Below are 18,974 nucleotides of genomic sequence, written 5' to 3'. Positions count from 1 at the left end.
ACTGCCTTATGCAAGAGGTGGCGGCGTCGAACTGAGGAAGGCGGCAAGCACGAGCACTGCCATCAGTACCACTCCTTCCACCCGCAACACCAGCACGAAGCGCCGCGCGGACGCACCGGCCAGCACCGAAGGCATCACGAAGAAGCGGTTGAAGGCGCCCAGCCCCACTGCGACCACCACGCACGACAGTTTGACCAGCAGCGTGACGCCATAGGGACTCCCCATCACGTTGGCCGCACTCCCGAGGTTGTGCCAAGCGCTGTACGCGCCGGTGGCGACGACAGCCGCAAGCGCCTCCGTTGCCGAGGACGACAGGGCCTGCACATGCCTTGCGACGCTTTGTTTGTCGTGGGAGCCGGAGTTGGACAAAGTCGCCAGGCCGGCGACAATCACTTCGCCCGACCAGGCGCTGATGGCCATCAGGTGAATCCAGTCGACCGCGATGGCGATGCTGATATCGCCGTCGCCGGCCGCGTGGCTGACCATGCTGCGTGAATAAAGGAAGACCGCGAGTGCAAGCAGACCGCCGCGACTGAAAAACGGGGTCAGGTCCGCAGGACCCGACCCCAGCACCAGCACTGCCGCCGTCAGCGCAACGGCGCCGATCTTCCAGGCGAATCCATAATGAGTTTGCGTCAGCATGGAATAGACGGCCGCACCGGCTTCGGCCAGCGACGTCTCGGCCATCAGCGCCGCCTCTAGCCAGAGCAAAAGCGCGCTGGCGAGCAGCGCGGCGATGGTCGCGCCCAACGCGATCGCGCGAGTGGTCGGCAATCTGATTGCCGACCACTCGGATGAATCTCGCGAGAAGAACAGCGTCAGTAAGGTCGCCCCGACCGCAATGGCCGCGGCCAGGTTGAGCATCACCGTGGCGGCAAGCTGCGCCCCCATCTATTTGACGGTGAAGGAAAATTCGCCTTTGGTCTTGTGCCCATCGTGGCCCATCGCGGTCCAGCGGACGCGGTACTCGCCCGCGCGCAGGGCCGGCAGCGATACGGCAAGCGCCTTGCGATTGTCGTTGTCGGGGACCGCTTTCACCGCGATCTCGGTGCCTTGCACATTCGTCAGCGCGACCTTGCTGAACGCCGGTTCGATCGACTCGTTGAACTGAAGGCGGATACGCTGCGGCGCCTGTGCGAGCACGCTGGACGCCTTCGGTTCCGACGTCTCGAGTTTGGCGTGCGCGCTTGCGGCGGTCGCCGCGCAAGCAAGCAGGCCAGCCAGCGCAAATGAACTGATTTTCATGGGTTCTCCGTTTTCCCGGATTGTACCCCGGCTCAGGGTCTGACCCGCGGGGTCAGACCCTGGCGTGCCTAAGCGGCGGGAAGCTCCGGCCGCAGCACCAGCACCGGCACGCGCGAATACGCCAGCACCTTCTGCGTCTGGCTGCCCGCCAGCAGCCGCGACAAACCGCGCCGCCCGTGCGAGGCAATGAAAATCACGTCGCAGCGATACTCCTCGGCGGCGCGGATGATTTCTTCGTACGGCAGGAACGACATCGCCGTATGCGTCTCGCAGGCGACCCCGCCGTCCTTCGCCACGCGCGCCACTTCGTCCACCGCCTGCTGCGCCACCTGCTGCAGCTCGGCGCTGTCGATGCCCGGGTCGATCATCATCGCGCCGTCCACCGCCGGCAATATCGGGTATGGCTGCGCGACCGAGAAGGCGACGACCACCGCGCCGCTGGCACGCGCATAGTCGATCGCCGCGGCGATGGCCTGGCCGGCCAGTTCCGATCCGTCGGTGGGTACCAGGATTCTCTTGTACATGTGTGCCTCCTAATGGGACATCAAGACGGGAATGGTCATGGTGGAGAGAATGGCCTCGGTGGCGCCGCCCACCAGCACTTCGCGAAAGCGGGTATGGCCGTATCCGCCCATGACGAGCAGGTCGGCGCCCAGATCGGCCGCCAGCGACAGCAGCGCGCTGCCGACGCCGATACGCGTTTCCTCGCGCAGCACTTCGACGTTCACGCCGTGGCGCGCCAGGAACAGCGCAATGTCGGCGCCGGCCAGGCGCGGCAGGTCGCCCGTATTGAATACCGCCAGCGACACCTTGCGGGCACAGCGCAGCATCGGCAGCGCGTTGCCGATCGCGCGGCGCGCCGGCATGCTTTCGTCCCAGCCCACCAGCACCTCTTCGCCGACCACTGGCGGGGCGCCGATGAACGGCACCATCAGCACCGGCGCGGCGCTGTTGAGCATGACGAAGGCAGGCAACTCAGGATCGAGGCGCGCCGCCGGGTCATCGGGATCGAACTGGCTGATGACGACCACGTCGGCGTAGCGCGCCTGCATCGCCAGGCCGGCGGCGGCGTCGTCGTCGACCAGGCGCCGCTCGAAGGAAAGCCCGTCCACCGCGCCGGCGATGGCGTCGAAGCGGTCGAGCGCAAGGTTGGCGCGGGCCATCAGCTCGTCGAGCTGGGCCGCCAGCACGGTGCGCGCCACGTCCACCGTGGCGCCGTGATAGATGAAGCGCGAAATGCCCGTCATGGCCGCGCCGATCAGGTGCGCGCCCTGGCTCGCCGCGACGCTGGCGGCCAGCGCAATGCGCGCCTCGGCGTGGCGGGACTGATCGACATGGACGACGATGGTTCGGTACGACATGGCGCCTCCGCTCACGGGAAAAGTCCCTTCCCTTGCAGTTTGTCAGTTTGGCATTAACATATCTTTGATCCAGATCAAGCCGCTGACTGACGCGATTTCGCCGTATTGATTTGCACAATCGCGCGGAACGCGTCTATGATTCGTAATCTTCCTGAGATGCAACAAATCGGCATCGCCACGGGTTCTTCGTCACACACTGGAGCGTTATTCTTTTGGAAACCCTATTGTTTGCCGCCCCCGGCTCGCTGGGCGCGACCCTGGCCGCAGGACTGTTCGGCTTGTTGATCGGCAGTTTCCTCAACGTCGTCATCTACCGCCTGCCGAAGATGATGCAGCGCGACTCCGACAATTACGTGGCGCATGAGAGCGGCAAGGAATTGCCGCACCAGGACAATTTCAACCTGATGGTGCCGCGCTCGGCCTGTCCGCATTGCGGCCACCAGATCACCGCGCTCGAAAACATTCCCGTGGTCAGCTACATCGCGCTGGGCGGCAAGTGCAGCGCGTGCAAGGCGCCGATTTCGATCCGCTATCCGGCCATCGAGCTGGTCACCGGCCTGCTGTCGGCGCTGCTGATCTGGAAATTCGGCAGCGGCTGGGCCGGCCTTGCCACGCTCGGCTTCGGCTGGGCGCTGCTGGCGATGACGGCGATCGACTACGACACCCAGCTGCTGCCGGACGACCTGACCTTCCCGCTGCTGTGGGCCGGTCTGCTCATCAATATCAACGGCACCTTCGTCCCGCTGCAGGATGCGGTGATCGGCGCGGCGGCCGGCTACCTGGTGCTGTGGGCTGTCTATTGGCTGTTCAAGCTGGCGACCGGCAAGGAAGGCATGGGCTATGGCGACTTCAAGCTGCTGGCCGCACTCGGCGCCTGGCTGGGCTGGGCCATGCTGCCGGCCATCATCCTTCTGTCGTCGGTGGTCGGCGCGCTGGTCGGTATCTGCCTGATCCTGTTCGCCAAACACGGCCGCGAAAAGCCGATCCCGTTCGGCCCCTACCTGGCCGCGGCCGGCATGATCGCGCTGCTGTACGGCCCGCAGATCACCGCTTTCTCGCACCAGTTCATCGGCTGACACGACAAGGGCCGGCGAGGACATCATGGACAATGCGCGCGGGCCACTGTTACAGATCGGACTGACCGGCGGGATCGGCTGCGGCAAGACCACGGTGGCCGACATGTTCGCCGCGCTGGGCGCCTCGGTGGTCGATACCGACCTGATCGCCCACTCGATGACGGTTCCCGGCGGCCCGGCGATGGCGGCGATCGCGGCCGAATTCGGCCCCGCCTACCTGGCCGCCGACGGCGCGCTCGACCGCGCCGCGATGCGCGCGCTGGTGTTCTCCGATCCTTCCGCCAAGCAACGCCTCGAAGCCATCCTGCATCCGCTGATCCGCGCCGCCGCCGAACGCGAGGCGGCCGAGGCCAAGGGCGCCTACGTCATCTTCGTCGTGCCGCTGCTGATCGAATCGGGCAACTGGCGCGGCCGGGTCGCGCGCGTGCTGGCGATCGACTGTCCCGAATCGATGCAGATTGCGCGCGTGATGGCCCGCAATGGCTTGCCAGAAGCGCAAGTGAGGGGGATCATGGCGGCACAGGTCACGCGCGCCCAGCGGCTGGCCGCCGCCGATGACGTCATCGTCAACGACGACGGCATCGCCGCCCTGGCGCCGCAAGTGGAAGCGTTGCACCGGCAATACATTACAATGTCGTCCAGAATGACAGGATTACCATTGGAGAATTTGTAATTTTGCTTCGCTTGGTTCAGAATCACGTGATTCTTCTCCGGCCTATAAGAAAAGGGATGTCATTTTGATCGTCTACGAATACCCTTTCAACGAGCGCATTCGCACGTTGTTGCGGCTGGAAGACCTGTACGAGAAATTCAAGTTCTTTGTTCACCAGGAACACGCGATGCAGCACCACGTCGCGCTGTCCACGATTTTCGACATGCTGGAAGTGGCCGGCCGCGCCGACCTCAAGTCCGACCTGCTGCAGGAACTCGAGCGCCAGAAGCAAAGCCTGCTGAGCTATCGTTCCAATCCGAACGTGGTCCCGGAAATGCTCGACGCCGTGCTGGGCGAGCTCGAGACCGTCAGCGCCAACCTGGTCGCGGCGCAGGGCAAGACCGGCCAGAACGTGCGCGACAACGAGTGGCTGATGAGCATTCGCGGCCGCACCATCATCCCGGGCGGCGCCTGCGAGTTCGACTTGCCCTCGTATTACGCGTGGCAGAAGCGTCCGTCCGAGCAGCGGTACAATGACATCGTCGCCTGGTTCGCACCGCTGGCGCCGCTGTTCGACGCGCTGGCGCTGGTGCTGCGCCTGCTGCGCGACTCCGGCGGGCCGGTCAAGATGATCGCCAACGCCGGCAGCTACCAGCAGATGCTGCAAGGGAAAATCTACCAGATGCTGCGCCTGAGCCTGGATGAGAACCTGGGTGCGATCCCGGAGATATCCGCCAACAAATACATGCTGTGGGTTCGTTTCACGAGCCAGGGCGGCGACCTGAAACCGAAGCCGCTGGAAGACGACGTACCGTTCGAACTCACGCTGTGCAATTTTTAAGAAGTGAGTGATGCGATGCCAGTAGTAGCCTGCCCCACCTGCGCCAAGAAGGTCGAATGGACCGAGGCCAACAAGTACCGCCCTTTCTGCTCGGAGCGCTGCAAACAGATCGACCTGGGCGCCTGGGCCGAGGAGAAGTACACGATTCCGGCCGCCGCGCCGGCCGATCCGCTGGACGATCCGCTGGCCGACGAATAAATGAGGCCAGGCCTGGGCACCGCTTCAGGCAGTCTCGGCGCCCGCTGCGCTCTCGCGGCGATCCGCGCCTATCAGCGGTATCTGTCGCCTCACAAAGGATTTTCCTGCGCCCTGCGCGGCGCCACGGGCGGCCGTAGTTGTTCGGCGTATGGCTATCGCGCGATCGCGCGGGCCGGCCTGCGCCAGGGGCTTCGGCTGCTGCGGCGCCGGCTCAAGGCGTGCGGCGACAAGCACCGCTATGGCGGCGGGCCACTGAGTCACCAGCACGGGGACTGCGATCCGGGATGCGACTTGAGTTGCGATACGGGCGACGTGGTTTCCGACACCTGCGAGGTGCTCGGGGATTGCGCATCGTGCGATTTCTGGTCGCGGCGTAGGTCGAATAAGACTGCCCAAACCCGGGAGCAAAACCTCGACCCGGTACGCGCGCGCGTCAGGAAAGCAAAGCGCGAGCTGGCAGAAGACGCCACGCGCGCCGAGGATTGACGCGGCGCCGACAAACCCGGGGTCAGGTCCAGCGGACCTGACCCCAGCTCTTGGGCCGCGGCGCTGAACGACTTCGTTACGCCGTCACGCCCTGCGGCACGAAGATCGGCTTGTTGCCGCTGCCGTAGCGATCCATGAACAGCCCTTCCAGGCCGATCTCCGGCTGGCGTCCCGACACCAGGTCGGCCAGCACGCGGCCCGAACCGCATGCCATGGTCCAGCCCAGCGTGCCGTGGCCGGTGTTGAGGAACAGGTTGCGGTAAGGCGTCGGGCCCACCACCGGCGTGCCGTCCGGCGTCATCGGGCGCAGGCCGCACCAGAACTCGGCCTTGCTGGTGTCGCCGCCGCGCGGGAACAGGTCGGTCACCGAATGCTCCAGCGTGTCGCGGCGCGCCTTGCGCAAGGTCAGGTCGTAGCCGGCGATTTCCGCCGTGCCGCCCACGCGGATGCGGTCGCCCAGGCGCGTGATCGCCACCTTGAAGGTCTCGTCCATCACCGTCGATTCCGGCGCGCCGGCCGCATCGACGATCGGCACCGTGATCGAATAGCCCTTGACCGGATACACAGGGATGCGGATGCCGATCTGCTTTGCCAGCAGCGGCGAATAGCTGCCCAGCGCCAGCACGAAGGAATCGGCCTTCAGCTCGCCCATCGACGTGACCACGCCGGTGATCCTGTCGCCATCGACCGTCAGGCGCTGGATGTCGACGCCCTGGCGGAACTTGACGCCGATTTCCTTGGCCATTTCAGCCAGGCGCTGGGTGAACTTGAAGCAGTCGCCCGTCTCGTCGCCAGGCAGCTGCAGGCCGCCGACGAATTTGCCGCGCACGTTCGCCAGTGCCGGCTCGGCCGCTTCGCAGCCCTTCGGATCGAGCACCGAGTACGGCACCTTGTACTGGTCGAGCACCGCGATGTCGTTGGCCGCGCCATCGAGCTGCTTCTGGGTGCGGAACAGCTGCAGCGTGCCCTGGCTGCGTTCGTCGTAGGCGATGCCGGTGTCGGCGCGCAGCTGCACCAGGCAGTCGCGCGAGTATTCGGCCAGGCGCACCATGCGGCCCTTGTTGACCTCATAGCTCTTCTGATTGCAGTTGGCCAGCATCTGGAACATCCAGCGCCACATCTCAGGGTCGAGCGCCGGGCGCACCACCAGCGGGCTGTGCTGCATCAGCAGCCATTTGACGGCCTTCGCCGGCACGCCCGGGCCGGCCCACGGCGCCGCGTAGCCTGGCGAGACTTCGCCGGCGTTGGCGAAGGAGGTTTCGAGGCCGGCCGCCGGCTGGCGGTCGATGACGGTAACTTCGTGCCCGGCCTTGGCCAGGTAATATGCTGACGTGGTGCCGATGACGCCACTACCCAAGACGATGATTTTCACAGAGATCCTTGTACAGATTTAAAGAGCGGCCTACGCGGATGCCGGCGGGGTCGCCGCCGCGTTGGCCGACGCAGTCTCCGGCGGGTAAGCCGGGTACCGCAGCTGGTCGAGCCATTCAAGCAGGGGGATGGTTGCCGGCAGCAGCGGCGCTACGCCGACCGTGCCCTGCCACGCGAAAGCCTGCCCCTCCAGGCTTTGCGGTTCGCCGCGCCAAGTGCGGCTGATGAAAAAGTGCAGGCGCACGTGCGCATGCTCGTACACGTGTTCGACGCCGCACCACTCCTCGGCGGCGTCCACGTGCAGTCCCAGTTCTTCGACGAATTCGCGCTGCAGCGCCGCGAACAGCGCCTCGCCCGGTTCGACTTTCCCGCCCGGGAATTCCCAGTAGCCGGCGTACGGCTTGCCTTCGGGGCGCTGGCCGAGCAGCACGTCGCCGTTCGGCTTCATCAGGATCCCGACCACGACATCGATCGGTCCCGCCTTCACTTCACTCATGCGCCCTGCCCTTGCAATTTGCCCGCATAGTCCTTGGCGAACTGCCACGCCACGCGGCCCGAACGCGAGCCGCGCTGCAGCGCCCAGCGCAGCGCTTCCGCGCGCGCCGATTCGATTTGCGCAGCGTCGCAGCCGAAGCTGCCCAGCCAGTGCGCGACGATGTCGAGGTAGTCGTCCTGTTTGAACGGGTAGAACGACAGCCACAGGCCGAAGCGCTCCGACAGCGAGATCTTTTCCTCGACCGTCTCGCCCGGATGCAGGTCGCCGTTGTCGTCGCTGGTGTAGCCGGCGTTGTCCGACATCCGCTCCGGCATCAGGTGGCGCCGGTTCGAGGTCGCGTAAATGAGCACGTTGTCCGACTGCGCCGAGATCGAGCCGTCCAGCGCCACCTTCAGCGCCTTGTAGCCGCTCTCGCCTTCCTCGAACGACAGGTCGTCGCAGAAGATGATGAAGCGCTCGGGCCGGCCGGCCACCAGGTCGACGATGTCGGTCAGCTCGGCCAGGTCGGCCTTGTCGACTTCGATCAGGCGCAGCCCGTCGCCGGCGAACTGGTTCAGGCATGCCTTGATCAGCGACGACTTGCCGGTGCCGCGCGCGCCGGTCAGCAGCACGTTGTTGGCCGGGCGCTTCTGCACGAACTGGCGCGTGTTCTGCTCGATCTGCTGCTTCTGCGCGCCGATGTTGTGCAGGTCCGACAGCGTGATTGCCGCCACGTGCGCGACCGGCTGCAGGTAGCCGGCGCCGCCCCGTTTCCTCCAGCGGAAGGCGAAGCTGCGCTTCCAGTCCGGCTCGCGCGGGACGGCTGGCGGCAGCACGCCCTCCACGCGCAGAAGCAATGCTTCGGCGCGCTGAAGGAATTGTTCGAGCGGCGTCATGCGATTCTTACGAGCGGTAGTCCGCGTTGATGGTCACGTATTCGTGCGACAGGTCGCAGGTCCACACGGTGGCCGCCGCGCTGCCGCGGCCGAGCGTGACGCGGGTGGTGATTTCGCTTTGCTTCATCACGCGCTGGCCGTCCGCTTCCTGGTAGTCCGGATTGCGGCCGCCGTTCTTGGCCACCCACACGTCGTCCAAGTAGAGATTGAGCTTGCCGACATCGAGGTCGTCCACGCCGGCGTAACCGATCGCGGCCAGGATGCGGCCCAGGTTCGGGTCGGACGCGAAGAACGCGGTCTTGACCAGCGGCGAGTGGGCGATCGAGTAGGCGATCTTGCGGCACTCCTCGACCGACGCGCCCTCTTCCACCGTGATGGTCATGAACTTGGTGGCGCCTTCGCCATCGCGGATGATCTGCTGCGCCAGGTTGCGCGAGATATCGGTGACGGCGTCGCGCAGCGCGGCGTAGTCGGCGCTCTCAACGCTGTCGATCTGCAGCGAGCCGGCGCCGGTGGCGATCAGCATGAAGGAGTCGTTGGTCGAGGTGTCGCCGTCGATGGTGATGCAGTTGAACGACTGGTCGGCCGCGTGGCGCACCAATTGGTCGAGCACCGGCTGCGCGACCTTGGCGTCGAACGCCAGGTAGCCCAGCATGGTCGCCATGTTCGGCTTGATCATGCCGGCGCCCTTGCTGATGCCGGTCATGGTGACCGCATGGCCGCCGATGGTGACCGTGGTGGACGCCGCCTTCGGCTGGGTGTCGGTGGTCATGATGGCTTCGGCCGCGTTGAACCAGTTGTCGGCCTTCAGGTTGGCGATCGCGGCGGGCAGGCCGGCGACGATCTTCTCGACCGGCAGCGGCTCGAGGATCACGCCGGTGGAAAACGGCAGAACCTGCTGCGCTTCGCAGCCGAGCAGCCTGGCCAGCGCGGCGCAGGTGGCCTGCGCGTTGGCGAGGCCGGTCTCGCCGGTGCCGGCGTTGGCGTTGCCGGTATTGACGACCAGCGCGCGGATCGGCGCGCCGCCGGCGCTGACGGCCGCCAGGTTGGCCTTGCTGACCTGGACCGGCGCGGCGCAGAAACGGTTGGTGGTGAACACGCCGGCCACCGTGGCTCCCGGCGCCAGGCGCATCACCAGCACATCCTTGCGGTTCGGCTTCTTGATGCCGGCTTCGGCATAGCCGATTTCAATGCCGGCGACCGGTTTCAGGCTGGCGGCGACGGGGAGCGGGGAGTTGACGGCCATTGGATTCCCTAGGGTAAAAATTCGAATCCGGTATTGTACCGCCAGAGCCACCCGAGAAGCGCCATGCTGATCCCGCAGACCAACACTTTTGTATGGTGGCAATTAACCAAAGCGAATACGTTGATGACTTTTAGAAACACCTAGTTAATAATAGAAAATCTTTTCAAACATATAATTTCCGATGAAAACTCTGGTCCTGAGCAGCACCCTTGCCGCCGCGCTCGCCGGCATGCCCGTCCACGCTGCCGACGCGCCGGCGCCGCGGCCCGTCGCCAAACCGTCGGCCGTGATGGATGCGATGCTGTCGACGATGCGCGAATTGCAGGCGGCCGACAAGTCAAAGCTGCCGATGCGCGAGCGCCTCGATGCGCTGGCCGAGTTCCATCACACGCCCGAAACGGCGCAGAAGCTCAAAACGGTATTCGGCAGCGAGCGTCCGTGGACGCTGGCGCGGCTGCCGGTCTCCAACGGCCGCTACGACTACGTGGGCACGCTGGCGCCGCTGCATTACACCAGCGAAGCGGGCGAGAACTATGAATGGGCGCCGCTCACGCTGAAGGTCTCGCTCGACAAGGCCAGCCGCAACATGACGACCAACGGTTCGTGGCCGTCGCTGGTGTTTGACGACAAGAACGTGCACGTCGCCGTGCGCGACATCAGCCTGAGCGCGAAGCAGAAGCGCGGTTTCGGCGATCTCTGGTTCGGCGCCAGCCAGGCGAGTATCGCCAGCGTGCAGTTCGACGTCAAGAAAGACGGCACCAAGGTAGCGCTCGAGGATATACGGTTCCACGGCAACCTGGTCGAGCGGCCGAAGGCGGCGGACCTCGCCTACGGCTTCAGCATCAAGTCCATTACCGCGCTGGGAGAAAAGGTCGACAATGTCAAGTTCGCCATGCGCATGACGAACATCGACAAGGCGACGATGGCCGAACTGAAGGTGCTTGGCGAGAAGGCCAATTCCAACGCCCCCGGGTCCACGCCCGAGCAGCAGCTCGCGGCCATGCAGCCCGTCTTCAAAAGCCTGGGCAAGGCCGTGATCCAGCGCGGCGCCGCCTGGGAGATCGATGAAATCAGCGCCGGCTACAAAGGCAACACGGCAAGCCTGAAGGGCCGCGTGACGGTCGAAGGCGCAAGCGACGCGGACCTTGCCAACATGCCGGCGCTGGTCAAGAAGATCGTCGCCCGTTTCAATATCCGCGTGCCGGTCGCACTGGTGCGCGACATCACCACCAACGTCGCAACCAGGCAGGTCAGCGCGCAGGCCAAGGGCGGCCCGGCGAACCCGCAGACCGTGGCGCAGATTGCGCAGAGCATGCACGACATCATCATCGGCAAGATGGTCGGCGGCGGCTACGCGCGCATCGAGAAGGATGTGCTGGTGTCCGACATCGAATTCCGCGGCGGCGTCCTGCGCATCAACGGCAAGGAGATTGCGCTGCCGGCCTTCAATGCGCCGAGGACCCCTCCATTGCAGGCGCGCCGCATCGAGAGCCGTTGCGTGCTGCCCGATTATCCGGAGAGCGTCGTGCGCGGCGAGCAGCCGTTCGAACTGTCGATCAGTTTCGTCGTCAAGGCCGATGGCACGGTGGCCGACGTGGGGATCGTGAAACCGAGCCAGATCCCGGCCTACGACCAGGCGCTGCTGGCGGCAATGGAGCATTGCGCCTACATGCCGGCACTGATCGACGGCAAGCCGGTTCAAATGCCGACCACCTGGCACATCGTGAGCGAACCTGGCCAGGCCCGCCCTTGATGATAGAGTGATGCGATGAGCGAAACCCAACGCGACATACTCAGCACCTGTTTTTCGCTGGCGATCATCCTGTTCGCGGCCTTCGTCACGCAGCGCTTCTTCCTGCCGCTGGTGTGGGCGGCGATCCTGTGCATCGCTACCTGGCCGTTGTTCGAGCGCGCCTTGCGCGCCTGCCGCGGCCGCACGATTCCGGCGGCGCTGATCGCGACCGCGGCCAGCGCGCTGCTGTTCCTGGTGCCGCTGGCCGTCGGCCTGACGGAAGCTGCGCACCAGGCGCCGGCGCTGGCCGCGTTCGTCGCGGAGGCCAATACCAACGGACTGGCGGCGCCGGCGTGGGTGGCGCGCATTCCGATGGCGGGGCCGGCGATCTTCGAATGGTGGACCAACACGCTGAGCCAGCCGCACGGCATGGCGCATTTGCTGCAGGACGGCTCAGTGGGCCGACTGCACACCGCCAGCGAACTGCTGCGCAATTTCGGCGCGCACCTGCTGCACCGGCTGATCGACATCGGCTTCGCCTTCCTGGCGCTGTTTTTCTTCTACAAGGACGGGCCGGCGCTGGTGCGCCAGATGGACGCCATCGGCAGCCACTGCGTCGGGCGCACGCGCTGGGAGCTGTATGCAACCAAGGTGCCGACGGCGATCCGCGCCACCGTCAACGGCCTGGTGCTGGTCGGCCTGGCCGAGGGCCTGCTGCTGGGGATCGTGTACGCGTTCGCCGGCGTGCCGTCGGCGGTACTGTGGGGCGCGGCCACCGGCATCCTGGCGATCATCCCGTTCGGCGCGCCGATCGCGTTCCTGATCGTGGCCGGGCTGCTGCTGGCGGGCGGCCATACCGTGGCGGCGCTGGTTGTCGCCGGCGCCGGCGTCGCCGTGCTGTTCGTCGCGGACCACTTCGTCCGGCCGACCATCATCGGCAATGCCACCAAGCTGCCGTTCCTGGCGGTGCTGTTCGGGATTCTCGGCGGCGTCGAAACGCTCGGCCTAATCGGGCTGTTCGTCGGCCCGGTCGTGATGACCTTGTTCGTCACGCTCTGGCACGAAGAAAAAGTGTTCGGGCCGGGCGTGCGCCAGAATTAGCCTCGGGGTCTGGTCCTGCGGACCTGACCCCATGTTGAGAATCCCGACGACACCTAAATTGCCCCAGCTTTTATTTTGTTTCGATGGGTGGCGAAGCCAAAATGGGGTCAGGTCCGCAGGACCAGACCCCGACTTCATTCGGCGGCATGGGAATAAAAAACGGCGAGGTTTGCACCTCGCCGTTTTCTATTGTGTCGCCTGAATCAGGCCAGCTTGCCGTGGCACTGCTTGAACTTCTTGCCGCTGCCGCAAGGGCACGGATCGTTGCGGCCGACCTTCATGCCCATGTAGGTGGTGCCGTCGTCCGCGGGCGCGGCCGGGGCCGAGGTCGGCGCCAGCAGTTCTTCCGGCGCCGCATCCGGGTTGAAGTCGGCGTGCTGGTAGCTGACGTTCTCCAGGTGCGCCTGCTGCGCGGCCATCGCCGCTTCCGCCGCTTCCACCTCTTCGCGCGACTGGATGCGCACCGTCATGACCATGCGGATCACTTCGTTCTTGATCATGTCGAGCATGCTGCCGAACAGTTCGAACGCTTCGCGCTTGTACTCCTGCTTCGGGTTCTTCTGCGCATAGCCGCGCAGGTGGATACCCTGGCGCAGGTGATCCAGCGCCGCCAGGTGCTCGCGCCAGTGCGAATCGACGCTCTGCAGCATCACGTTGCGCTCGAAGCTGCCGAAGGACTCCTTGCCGACGATGGCGATCTTGGCATCGTACGATGCGTCGGCCGCCTCGATCACCTTCTCCAGGATGTCGTCGTCGGTGATGTTCTGGTCGGCCGCCAGCATCGCGCTCAAAGGCACGTCCAGGTTCCAGTCGCTGGCCAGCACCTTCTCGAGCGACGGGATGTCCCACTGCTCTTCGACCGATTCGGCCGGCACGAAGGCGCGCACCACGTCGGTGAACACGCCCACGCGCAGCGATGCGATCAGCTCCGAAATGTCGGTCGTCTCGAGCAGCTCGTTACGCTGGGTGTAGATCACCTTGCGCTGGTCGTTGGCGACGTCGTCGTATTCGAGCAGCTGCTTGCGGATGTCGAAGTTGCGCGCTTCGACCTTGCGCTGCGCCGATTCGATCGAGCGCGACACGATGCCCGCTTCGATCGGCTCGCCTTCCGGCATCTTCAGGCGGTCCATGATGGCGCGCACGCGGTCGCCGGCGAAGATGCGCAGCAGCGCGTCATCGAGCGACAGGTAGAAGCGCGACGAGCCCGGGTCGCCCTGGCGGCCGGAACGTCCGCGCAGCTGGTTGTCGACGCGGCGCGACTCGTGGCGCTCGGTGCCGATGATGTGCAGGCCGCCGGCGCCGACCACGTGGTCGTGCAGCGACTGCCATTCGTCGCGCAGCTTGGCCGCTTGCTCCGCCTTCTGCGACTCCGGCAAATCGATGTTCGCTTCGATGATCTGGATCTGCTTCTCGACGTTGCCGCCCAGGACGATGTCGGTGCCGCGGCCCGCCATGTTAGTAGCGATGGTGATCATCTTCGGACGGCCCGCCTGCGCGATGATTTCCGCTTCGCGCGCGTGCTGCTTCGCGTTCAGGACGTTGTGTTCGAGCTTGGCCTTGGTCAGGATGCCCGACAGCAGTTCGGAGTTCTCGATCGAGGTGGTGCCGACCAGGACCGGCTGGCCGCGCTCGTAGCAGTCGCGGATATCGGTCAGCATGGCGCCGTACTTTTCCTCGGCCGACTTGTACACCTGGTCCTGGCGGTCCACGCGCTGCGACGGACGGTTCGGCGGGATCACCACGGTCTCGAGGCCGTAGATTTCCTGGAACTCGTACGCTTCGGTGTCGGCGGTGCCGGTCATGCCCGACAGCTTGCTGTACATGCGGAAGTAGTTCTGGAACGTGATCGAGGCCAGGGTCTGGTTCTCGTTCTGGATGCGCACGCCCTCTTTCGCCTCGACTGCCTGGTGCAGGCCGTCGGACCAGCGGCGCCCGGTCATCAGGCGGCCGGTGAATTCGTCGACGATCACCACTTCGTCGTTCTGCACCACGTAGTGCTGGTCCTTGTGGTACAGCGCGTGCGCGCGCAGCGCCGCGTACAGGTGGTGGATCAGGGTGATGTTGGCGGCGTCATACAGCGAGGCGCCCGGCGGCAGCAGGCCCATCTCGGTCAGGATCGCCTCGGCGTGCTCGTGGCCCGCTTCGGTCAGCAGCACGGTGTGCGCCTTTTCGTCCTTGGTGTAGTCGCCCGGGACTTCGACCACGCCCTTGCCGTCCGGCGTCTCTTCGCCGATCTGCAGGGTCAGCATGCCGGGCACCGCGTTGATCTTGTGGTACAGGTCCGTGTGGTTCTCGGCCTGGCCGGAGATGATCAGCGGGGTGCGCGCTTCGTCGATCAGGATCGAGTCCACTTCGTCGACCACGGCGAAGTTCAGGCTGCGCTGCACGCGCTCGCGCGCTTCGTAGACCATGTTGTCGCGCAGGTAGTCGAAACCGAATTCGTTGTTGGTGCCGTAGGTGATGTCCGAGGCGTAGGCGGCCTGCTTGGTGTCGTGGTCCATCTGCGACAGGTTCACGCCGGTCGTCAGGCCCAGCCAGCCGTACAGGCGGCCCATCCACTCGGCGTCGCGCTGCGCCAGGTAATCGTTGACGGTGATGACGTGCACGCCCTTGTCGGACAGCGCGTTCAGGTAGGTCGGCAGGGTCGCCATCAGCGTCTTGCCCTCGCCCGTGCCCATCTCGGCGATCTTGCCGTAGTGCAGGACCATGCCGCCGATCATCTGGACGTCGAAGTGGCGCATCTTCAGCACGCGCTTGGCCGCCTCGCGGCACACCGCGAACGCTTCAGGCAGCAGGTCGTCGAGCGCGGCGCCGGCGGCGACGCGCTGCTTGAATTCCGGCGTCTTGGCCTGGAGCTCGGCATCGGACAGCGCTTCCATCTGCGGTTCGAGCGCATTGATCTGGGCAACTGTCTTTTTATATTGCTTAAGCAGTCGCTGGTTGCGGCTACCGAAAATCTGGGTCAGTAAGGACATGCTTTGAATTCTTAAAAATGCGCCGCGAAAAAGAGCTGGATTGATATCAAAAAGTTATCTTCCGAAGCCCGCCTATGGCAAAAAGAGGGTGATTTTATCATGCGATCCGGCCACACTTGGGGATATACGGTTGGATAACAAGTGCATCAGGAAAAGAAAGTTATCATTCTGACCCTTTCCCAACATTCCGCCGCAAGGCGAGGCCAGCTATGATATGTTGCGCCTCATGCGGTTTACTTCATCCAATCAATTTTCTGGCCACATCTACGGCACCAAATCGCGCCAGACTTCGATCGGCGCGACGGACTTTCTCGGCGCCAATGCGCGGATGGCAAGCCTGCTGCCGACGGCGATGCGCATGGGCCGGCTGCAGAAAGACTGCGCCGACGCGCTGCCGCCGATGTTCTCCGATTGCGACGTGCTGTCCTTCGAGGACGCCCAGCTGGTGCTGGCCACGCCGACCTCGGCGGTGGCGGCCAAGCTCAAGCAGCAGCTGCCCAAGCTGCAGGGGGCGCTGACGCAGCGCGGGTGGCAGATTAACAACATCAGACTGAAAGTGCAGGTCACGCGCAGCATCGCGCCTGTGGTGCACACGCGCCAGCTGGACTTTCCCAAGACGGCGGTGGACGCGTTTGCGGAACTGGGCGAGTCGCTGCCCGATACGCCGGCCAACGCCCGGCTGATCGCGGCGATCAAGGCGATGGCGGCGCGCCGCCGCTAGCCTGTCGTTCCTGGGCTCGGCGCCCCCCTTGTCAGGAACCCATGCTGAACGAGAGTCACCTTTTAGGCATACTCAGTATAGGTTCCTGCCTTCGCAGGAACGACAACCTAGGTAAGCGCCCACTCGCGCGCCATCTGGCGCACATACGACGCCGGCGCCGTGCCCAGCGCGTCGAACGAGACGATTTCATAGGCATCTGGCCGCTCCAGCAATGCCAGCAGCAGCTGGTTGTTCAGCGCGTGCCCCGACTTGTGGGCATGATAGCTGGCCAGCAGCGGATGCCCGACCAGGTACAGGTCGCCGATCGCGTCCAAGATCTTGTGGCGCACGAATTCGTCTTCGTAGCGCAGCCCGTCCGAATTGAGGATGCGGTATTCATCCATCACGATGGCGTTTTCCAGCGATCCGCCGCGCGCCAGGCCCATGCCGCGCAGGCTCTCCACGTCCTGCATGAAGCCGAAGGTGCGCGCGCGCGCCACATCGTGCACATATGACACGTCGCCGAAATCGACCAGCGCGCGCTGTGTCGTGCCGTCCACCGCCGGGTGGTTGAATTCGATGTAGAAGTCGAGCTTGAAGCCGTCGTGGGGCGACAGGCGCGCCCATTTTTCATTGTCGCCCGTGCCATGGCGCACCTCGACATCCTTCAGCACGCGGATGAATTTCTTGGCCGCGCCCTGCTCCTGCACGCCGGCCTGCTGCAGCAGGAACACGAACGACGATGCCGAACCGTCCATGATCGGAATCTCTTCGGCCGACACGTCGACGTACAGGTTGTCGATCCCGAGGCCGGCGCAGGCCGACATCAGGTGTTCGACGGTGGACACGCGCACCCCGCCCTTGATCAGCACCGAGGCCATGCGGGTGTCGCCCACCACGCCGGCGCTGGCGGGAAATTCGACCACCGGGTCGAGGTCGACGCGGCGAAACACGATGCCGGTGTCGGGCGCGGCCGGGCGCAGCGTCAGTTCGACCTTGGTCCCGGAGTGCAATCCCACGCCGATCGTGCGCACCAGCTGTTTGATGGTTCTTTGTTTGAGCATCCGGCGATTATATCCGCTCTAGGGGTGCTCGGCTTCGGCGTGGCCGCCTTCGTGGCGGATCAGGTACAGGCCGCTGGCGATGATGATGGCCGCGCCGATCATGGTGTAACGGTCGGGCAGCGCATGCCACAGCAGCCAGTCGAACCCCACGCCCCAGGCCAGCGCCGAGTACTCGAACGGCGCGACTTTCGACGCCTCGCCCGAGCCGAACGCCTCGTTGATGGCAAGCTGGCCGAGGAAGCCGCTCACGGCCAGGCCGCACAGCACCAGCGTGTCGCTGGCGCGCACCGGGACCCACCCGGGCGCCGCCAGCGCGGTGGCCCCTAGCGCCATCATCACCATCAGCCACAGCACCCGCTGTTCGCTGCTGTCGGTGCGCGCCAGGATGCGGGAGGCGATCGCCGACACCGCATACATCGCGGCGGCGCCCAGCACCGCCAGGCCGCCGAGGGTAAACAGGCCCGCGCCGCTGGGGCGCAACACGACCAGCACGCCGGCCATGCCGACCGCGATCGCGATCCAGCGCGCGAAGCTGACGTGCTCTTTCAGGAACAATACCGACAAGGCGGTGATCAGCGCCGGCGCGATGAAGAAGATCGAATACGCCTCCGCCAGCGACAGCGACTGGAGGCCGAACGCGAACATCGCCAGCATCGCGATCCCGAGCAGCGCGCGCATCGCGTGCATGCCCCAACGTACGCGCAGCATCGTGCCGAACGCGCCGCGCCAGCCGACGTAGGCGAACACCAGTGGCAGCGAAACGAGCGCGCGCAGCGCCGCCACCTGAATGGCCGGAAAATGCGCCGACAGCAGCTTCATTGCCACGTCCATCAGCGAAAACATCACGACGGCGATGAGCATCGCGTAGATGCTGCGCAGGTTGCCGCTGCGCGCGGAGGTCAATGTCTGTTCCATGAAATCGTACCGGTGAAAACGAAAAACGGCGCCGAGGCGCCGTCTTCCGGAACTGCGAGTGCTTAAGCCAGCTGCGCCAGCATGGTCTCGGCGTTCGACACTTCGAAGCCATTGGTCTCGACGTTGAGCTGCTTGACCACGCCGTCATCGACCAGCATCGAGTAGCGCTGCGAACGAGTGCCCATGCCGTACTTCGAGAAATCGGCGTCCAGGCCCAGCGCCTTGCTGTAGTCGCCATTCCCGTCGGCCATCATGCGCACGATGCCGGTGGCCTTCTGGTCGCGGCCCCAGGCGCCCATGACGAAAGCGTCATTGACCGAGATGCACCAGATTTCGTCCACGCCCTTCGCCTTCAACGCATCGGCGTTGGCGACGTAGCCTGGCACGTGCTGCGCCGAGCAGGTCGGGGTGTAGGCGCCTGGCAGGCCGAAGATCGCGATCTTCTTGCCCTTGGCCAGTTCGGTGACGGAGAATTTGTTCGGGCCGAGCGTGCAGCCTTCGGTTTCGGTTTCGATGAATTCGGCCAGGGTGCCTTCTGGCAGTTTGTCGCCGATCTTGATGGTCATGGGGAGACTCCTCTTGTGAAATAAGTGAACCGGATGGTGCTTTGCCAACAGTATGCCCGAACGCCCGGATTCCT

The 18,974-nt window shown here is 65.0% G+C and carries 20 protein-coding genes; 8 read left to right on the top strand and 12 right to left on the bottom strand.

All coding sequences use genetic code 11. The annotated features are described in order from the left end of the window. Positions 1–6: 6 nt before the first annotated feature. The 4 genes from Q4S45_RS01800 to Q4S45_RS01785 all read right to left on the bottom strand — a co-directional run bounded on the left by Q4S45_RS01800 (position 7) and on the right by Q4S45_RS01785 (position 2,606). A complete protein-coding gene (locus Q4S45_RS01800; RefSeq protein ID WP_305508587.1) occupies positions 7–891 on the bottom strand; it encodes a copper resistance D family protein in 885 nt (294 codons plus the stop codon). Continuing rightward, positions 892–1,245 carry a copper homeostasis periplasmic binding protein CopC gene (gene copC / locus Q4S45_RS01795; protein ID WP_305508585.1) on the bottom strand — a complete coding sequence of 118 codons (354 nt, stop codon included), beginning with the start codon at positions 1,243–1,245 and terminating at the stop codon, positions 892–894. A 68-nt stretch (positions 1,246–1,313) separates the two neighbouring features. Next, the gene (locus tag Q4S45_RS01790; protein WP_305508583.1) at positions 1,314–1,769 is read right to left on the bottom strand and encodes a universal stress protein; all 456 of its coding nucleotides are present in this window, start codon (positions 1,767–1,769) and stop codon (positions 1,314–1,316) included. 9 nt (positions 1,770–1,778) lie between these two features. Further along, a complete protein-coding gene (locus Q4S45_RS01785; RefSeq protein ID WP_305508581.1) occupies positions 1,779–2,606 on the bottom strand; it encodes a universal stress protein in 828 nt (275 codons plus the stop codon). A gap of 206 nt (positions 2,607–2,812) precedes the next feature. On the opposite strand from Q4S45_RS01785, the gene Q4S45_RS01780 reads away from it, so the two are divergent. The 5 genes from Q4S45_RS01780 to yidD all read left to right on the top strand — a co-directional run bounded on the left by Q4S45_RS01780 (position 2,813) and on the right by yidD (position 5,859). Beyond that, on the top strand, positions 2,813–3,682 hold the full coding sequence (locus Q4S45_RS01780; protein WP_305512021.1) for an A24 family peptidase: 870 nt from the start codon (positions 2,813–2,815) through the stop codon (positions 3,680–3,682). Positions 3,683–3,707: 25 nt separating this feature from the next. Further along, positions 3,708–4,355 carry a dephospho-CoA kinase gene (coaE, locus tag Q4S45_RS01775; protein WP_305508579.1) on the top strand — a complete coding sequence of 216 codons (648 nt, stop codon included), beginning with the start codon at positions 3,708–3,710 and terminating at the stop codon, positions 4,353–4,355. Between the two features lie 64 nt (positions 4,356–4,419). After that, on the top strand, positions 4,420–5,175 hold the full coding sequence (gene zapD / locus Q4S45_RS01770) for a cell division protein ZapD (RefSeq protein WP_305508577.1): 756 nt from the start codon (positions 4,420–4,422) through the stop codon (positions 5,173–5,175). Positions 5,176–5,190: 15 nt separating this feature from the next. Further along, positions 5,191–5,373 carry a DNA gyrase inhibitor YacG gene (locus tag Q4S45_RS01765; protein ID WP_305508576.1) on the top strand — a complete coding sequence of 61 codons (183 nt, stop codon included), beginning with the start codon at positions 5,191–5,193 and terminating at the stop codon, positions 5,371–5,373. Then, on the top strand, positions 5,374–5,859 hold the full coding sequence (gene yidD / locus Q4S45_RS01760; protein ID WP_305508574.1) for a membrane protein insertion efficiency factor YidD: 486 nt from the start codon (positions 5,374–5,376) through the stop codon (positions 5,857–5,859). Positions 5,860–5,935: 76 nt separating this feature from the next. On the opposite strand, the gene Q4S45_RS01755 is transcribed toward yidD, so the two are convergent. The 4 genes from Q4S45_RS01755 to argJ are packed head-to-tail and all read right to left on the bottom strand — an operon-like array spanning position 5,936 to position 9,847. After that, complete coding sequence (locus Q4S45_RS01755) at positions 5,936–7,231, bottom strand: D-amino acid dehydrogenase (RefSeq protein ID WP_305508572.1); 1,296 nt, start codon at positions 7,229–7,231, stop codon at positions 5,936–5,938. 30 nt (positions 7,232–7,261) lie between these two features. Then, positions 7,262–7,726 carry an NUDIX domain-containing protein gene (locus tag Q4S45_RS01750; protein WP_305508570.1) on the bottom strand — a complete coding sequence of 155 codons (465 nt, stop codon included), beginning with the start codon at positions 7,724–7,726 and terminating at the stop codon, positions 7,262–7,264. Further along, positions 7,723–8,601 (bottom strand): ATP-binding protein, encoded by an 879-nt coding sequence (locus tag Q4S45_RS01745; protein ID WP_305508569.1) that lies wholly within the window; start codon positions 8,599–8,601, stop codon positions 7,723–7,725. The genes Q4S45_RS01750 and Q4S45_RS01745 overlap by 4 nt, the downstream gene beginning before the upstream one ends. A gap of 7 nt (positions 8,602–8,608) precedes the next feature. Beyond that, positions 8,609–9,847 carry a bifunctional glutamate N-acetyltransferase/amino-acid acetyltransferase ArgJ gene (gene argJ / locus Q4S45_RS01740; RefSeq protein ID WP_305508568.1) on the bottom strand — a complete coding sequence of 413 codons (1,239 nt, stop codon included), beginning with the start codon at positions 9,845–9,847 and terminating at the stop codon, positions 8,609–8,611. A gap of 181 nt (positions 9,848–10,028) precedes the next feature. Here argJ and Q4S45_RS01735 point away from each other — a divergent pair, with 181 nt between their 5' ends. Continuing rightward, complete coding sequence (locus tag Q4S45_RS01735) at positions 10,029–11,600, top strand: DUF945 family protein (RefSeq protein ID WP_305508566.1); 1,572 nt, start codon at positions 10,029–10,031, stop codon at positions 11,598–11,600. Positions 11,601–11,615: 15 nt separating this feature from the next. Continuing rightward, positions 11,616–12,680 (top strand): AI-2E family transporter, encoded by a 1,065-nt coding sequence (locus Q4S45_RS01730; RefSeq protein WP_305508564.1) that lies wholly within the window; start codon positions 11,616–11,618, stop codon positions 12,678–12,680. A 203-nt stretch (positions 12,681–12,883) separates the two neighbouring features. Here the strand turns inward: Q4S45_RS01730 and secA are convergent, their stop codons facing one another. Beyond that, positions 12,884–15,655 (bottom strand): preprotein translocase subunit SecA, encoded by a 2,772-nt coding sequence (gene secA, locus Q4S45_RS01725; RefSeq protein WP_305508562.1) that lies wholly within the window; start codon positions 15,653–15,655, stop codon positions 12,884–12,886. Between the two features lie 226 nt (positions 15,656–15,881). Between secA and Q4S45_RS01720 the strand changes: the two genes are divergently transcribed. Further along, positions 15,882–16,376 (top strand): DciA family protein, encoded by a 495-nt coding sequence (locus tag Q4S45_RS01720; RefSeq protein WP_305508560.1) that lies wholly within the window; start codon positions 15,882–15,884, stop codon positions 16,374–16,376. Between the two features lie 107 nt (positions 16,377–16,483). On the opposite strand, the gene lpxC is transcribed toward Q4S45_RS01720, so the two are convergent. The 3 genes from lpxC to Q4S45_RS01705 all read right to left on the bottom strand — a co-directional run bounded on the left by lpxC (position 16,484) and on the right by Q4S45_RS01705 (position 18,900). Next, a complete protein-coding gene (gene lpxC / locus Q4S45_RS01715; protein ID WP_305508558.1) occupies positions 16,484–17,419 on the bottom strand; it encodes a UDP-3-O-acyl-N-acetylglucosamine deacetylase in 936 nt (311 codons plus the stop codon). An 18-nt stretch (positions 17,420–17,437) separates the two neighbouring features. Further along, positions 17,438–18,280 (bottom strand): DMT family transporter, encoded by an 843-nt coding sequence (locus tag Q4S45_RS01710; protein WP_305512020.1) that lies wholly within the window; start codon positions 18,278–18,280, stop codon positions 17,438–17,440. A gap of 116 nt (positions 18,281–18,396) precedes the next feature. Beyond that, positions 18,397–18,900, bottom strand: coding sequence for a peroxiredoxin (locus tag Q4S45_RS01705; protein WP_305508556.1), 504 nt, complete (start codon positions 18,898–18,900; stop codon positions 18,397–18,399). Positions 18,901–18,974: the final 74 nt, after the last annotated feature.

Source organism: Massilia sp. R2A-15, assembly GCF_030704305.1.
Classification (GTDB): Bacteria; Pseudomonadota; Gammaproteobacteria; order Burkholderiales; family Burkholderiaceae_D; genus JAFCUW01.
Note: the sequence above shows the minus strand (reverse complement) of the source record. Positions and strands in the feature narration are given on the sequence as shown.

Bases quoted from the DNA above. Each gene is read 5' to 3' on its own strand.
- Q4S45_RS01800 (WP_305508587.1), bottom strand. From the start codon at position 891: ATGGGGGCGCAGCTTGCCGCCACGGTGATGCTCAACCTGGCCGCGGCC.
- copC (WP_305508585.1), bottom strand. From the start codon at position 1,245: ATGAAAATCAGTTCATTTGCGCTGGCTGGCCTGCTTGCTTGCGCGGCG.
- Q4S45_RS01790 (WP_305508583.1), bottom strand. From the start codon at position 1,769: ATGTACAAGAGAATCCTGGTACCCACCGACGGATCGGAACTGGCCGGC.
- Q4S45_RS01785 (WP_305508581.1), bottom strand. From the start codon at position 2,606: ATGTCGTACCGAACCATCGTCGTCCATGTCGATCAGTCCCGCCACGCC.
- coaE (WP_305508579.1), top strand. From the start codon at position 3,708: ATGGACAATGCGCGCGGGCCACTGTTACAGATCGGACTGACCGGCGGG.
- Q4S45_RS01765 (WP_305508576.1), top strand. From the start codon at position 5,191: ATGCCAGTAGTAGCCTGCCCCACCTGCGCCAAGAAGGTCGAATGGACC.
- yidD (WP_305508574.1), top strand. From the start codon at position 5,374: ATGAGGCCAGGCCTGGGCACCGCTTCAGGCAGTCTCGGCGCCCGCTGC.
- Q4S45_RS01750 (WP_305508570.1), bottom strand. From the start codon at position 7,726: ATGAGTGAAGTGAAGGCGGGACCGATCGATGTCGTGGTCGGGATCCTG.
- Q4S45_RS01745 (WP_305508569.1), bottom strand. From the start codon at position 8,601: ATGACGCCGCTCGAACAATTCCTTCAGCGCGCCGAAGCATTGCTTCTG.
- argJ (WP_305508568.1), bottom strand. From the start codon at position 9,847: ATGGCCGTCAACTCCCCGCTCCCCGTCGCCGCCAGCCTGAAACCGGTC.
- Q4S45_RS01735 (WP_305508566.1), top strand. From the start codon at position 10,029: ATGAAAACTCTGGTCCTGAGCAGCACCCTTGCCGCCGCGCTCGCCGGC.
- Q4S45_RS01730 (WP_305508564.1), top strand. From the start codon at position 11,616: ATGAGCGAAACCCAACGCGACATACTCAGCACCTGTTTTTCGCTGGCG.
- secA (WP_305508562.1), bottom strand. From the start codon at position 15,655: ATGTCCTTACTGACCCAGATTTTCGGTAGCCGCAACCAGCGACTGCTT.
- Q4S45_RS01720 (WP_305508560.1), top strand. From the start codon at position 15,882: ATGCGGTTTACTTCATCCAATCAATTTTCTGGCCACATCTACGGCACC.
- lpxC (WP_305508558.1), bottom strand. From the start codon at position 17,419: ATGCTCAAACAAAGAACCATCAAACAGCTGGTGCGCACGATCGGCGTG.
- Q4S45_RS01710 (WP_305512020.1), bottom strand. From the start codon at position 18,280: ATGCTCATCGCCGTCGTGATGTTTTCGCTGATGGACGTGGCAATGAAG.
- Q4S45_RS01705 (WP_305508556.1), bottom strand. From the start codon at position 18,900: ATGACCATCAAGATCGGCGACAAACTGCCAGAAGGCACCCTGGCCGAA.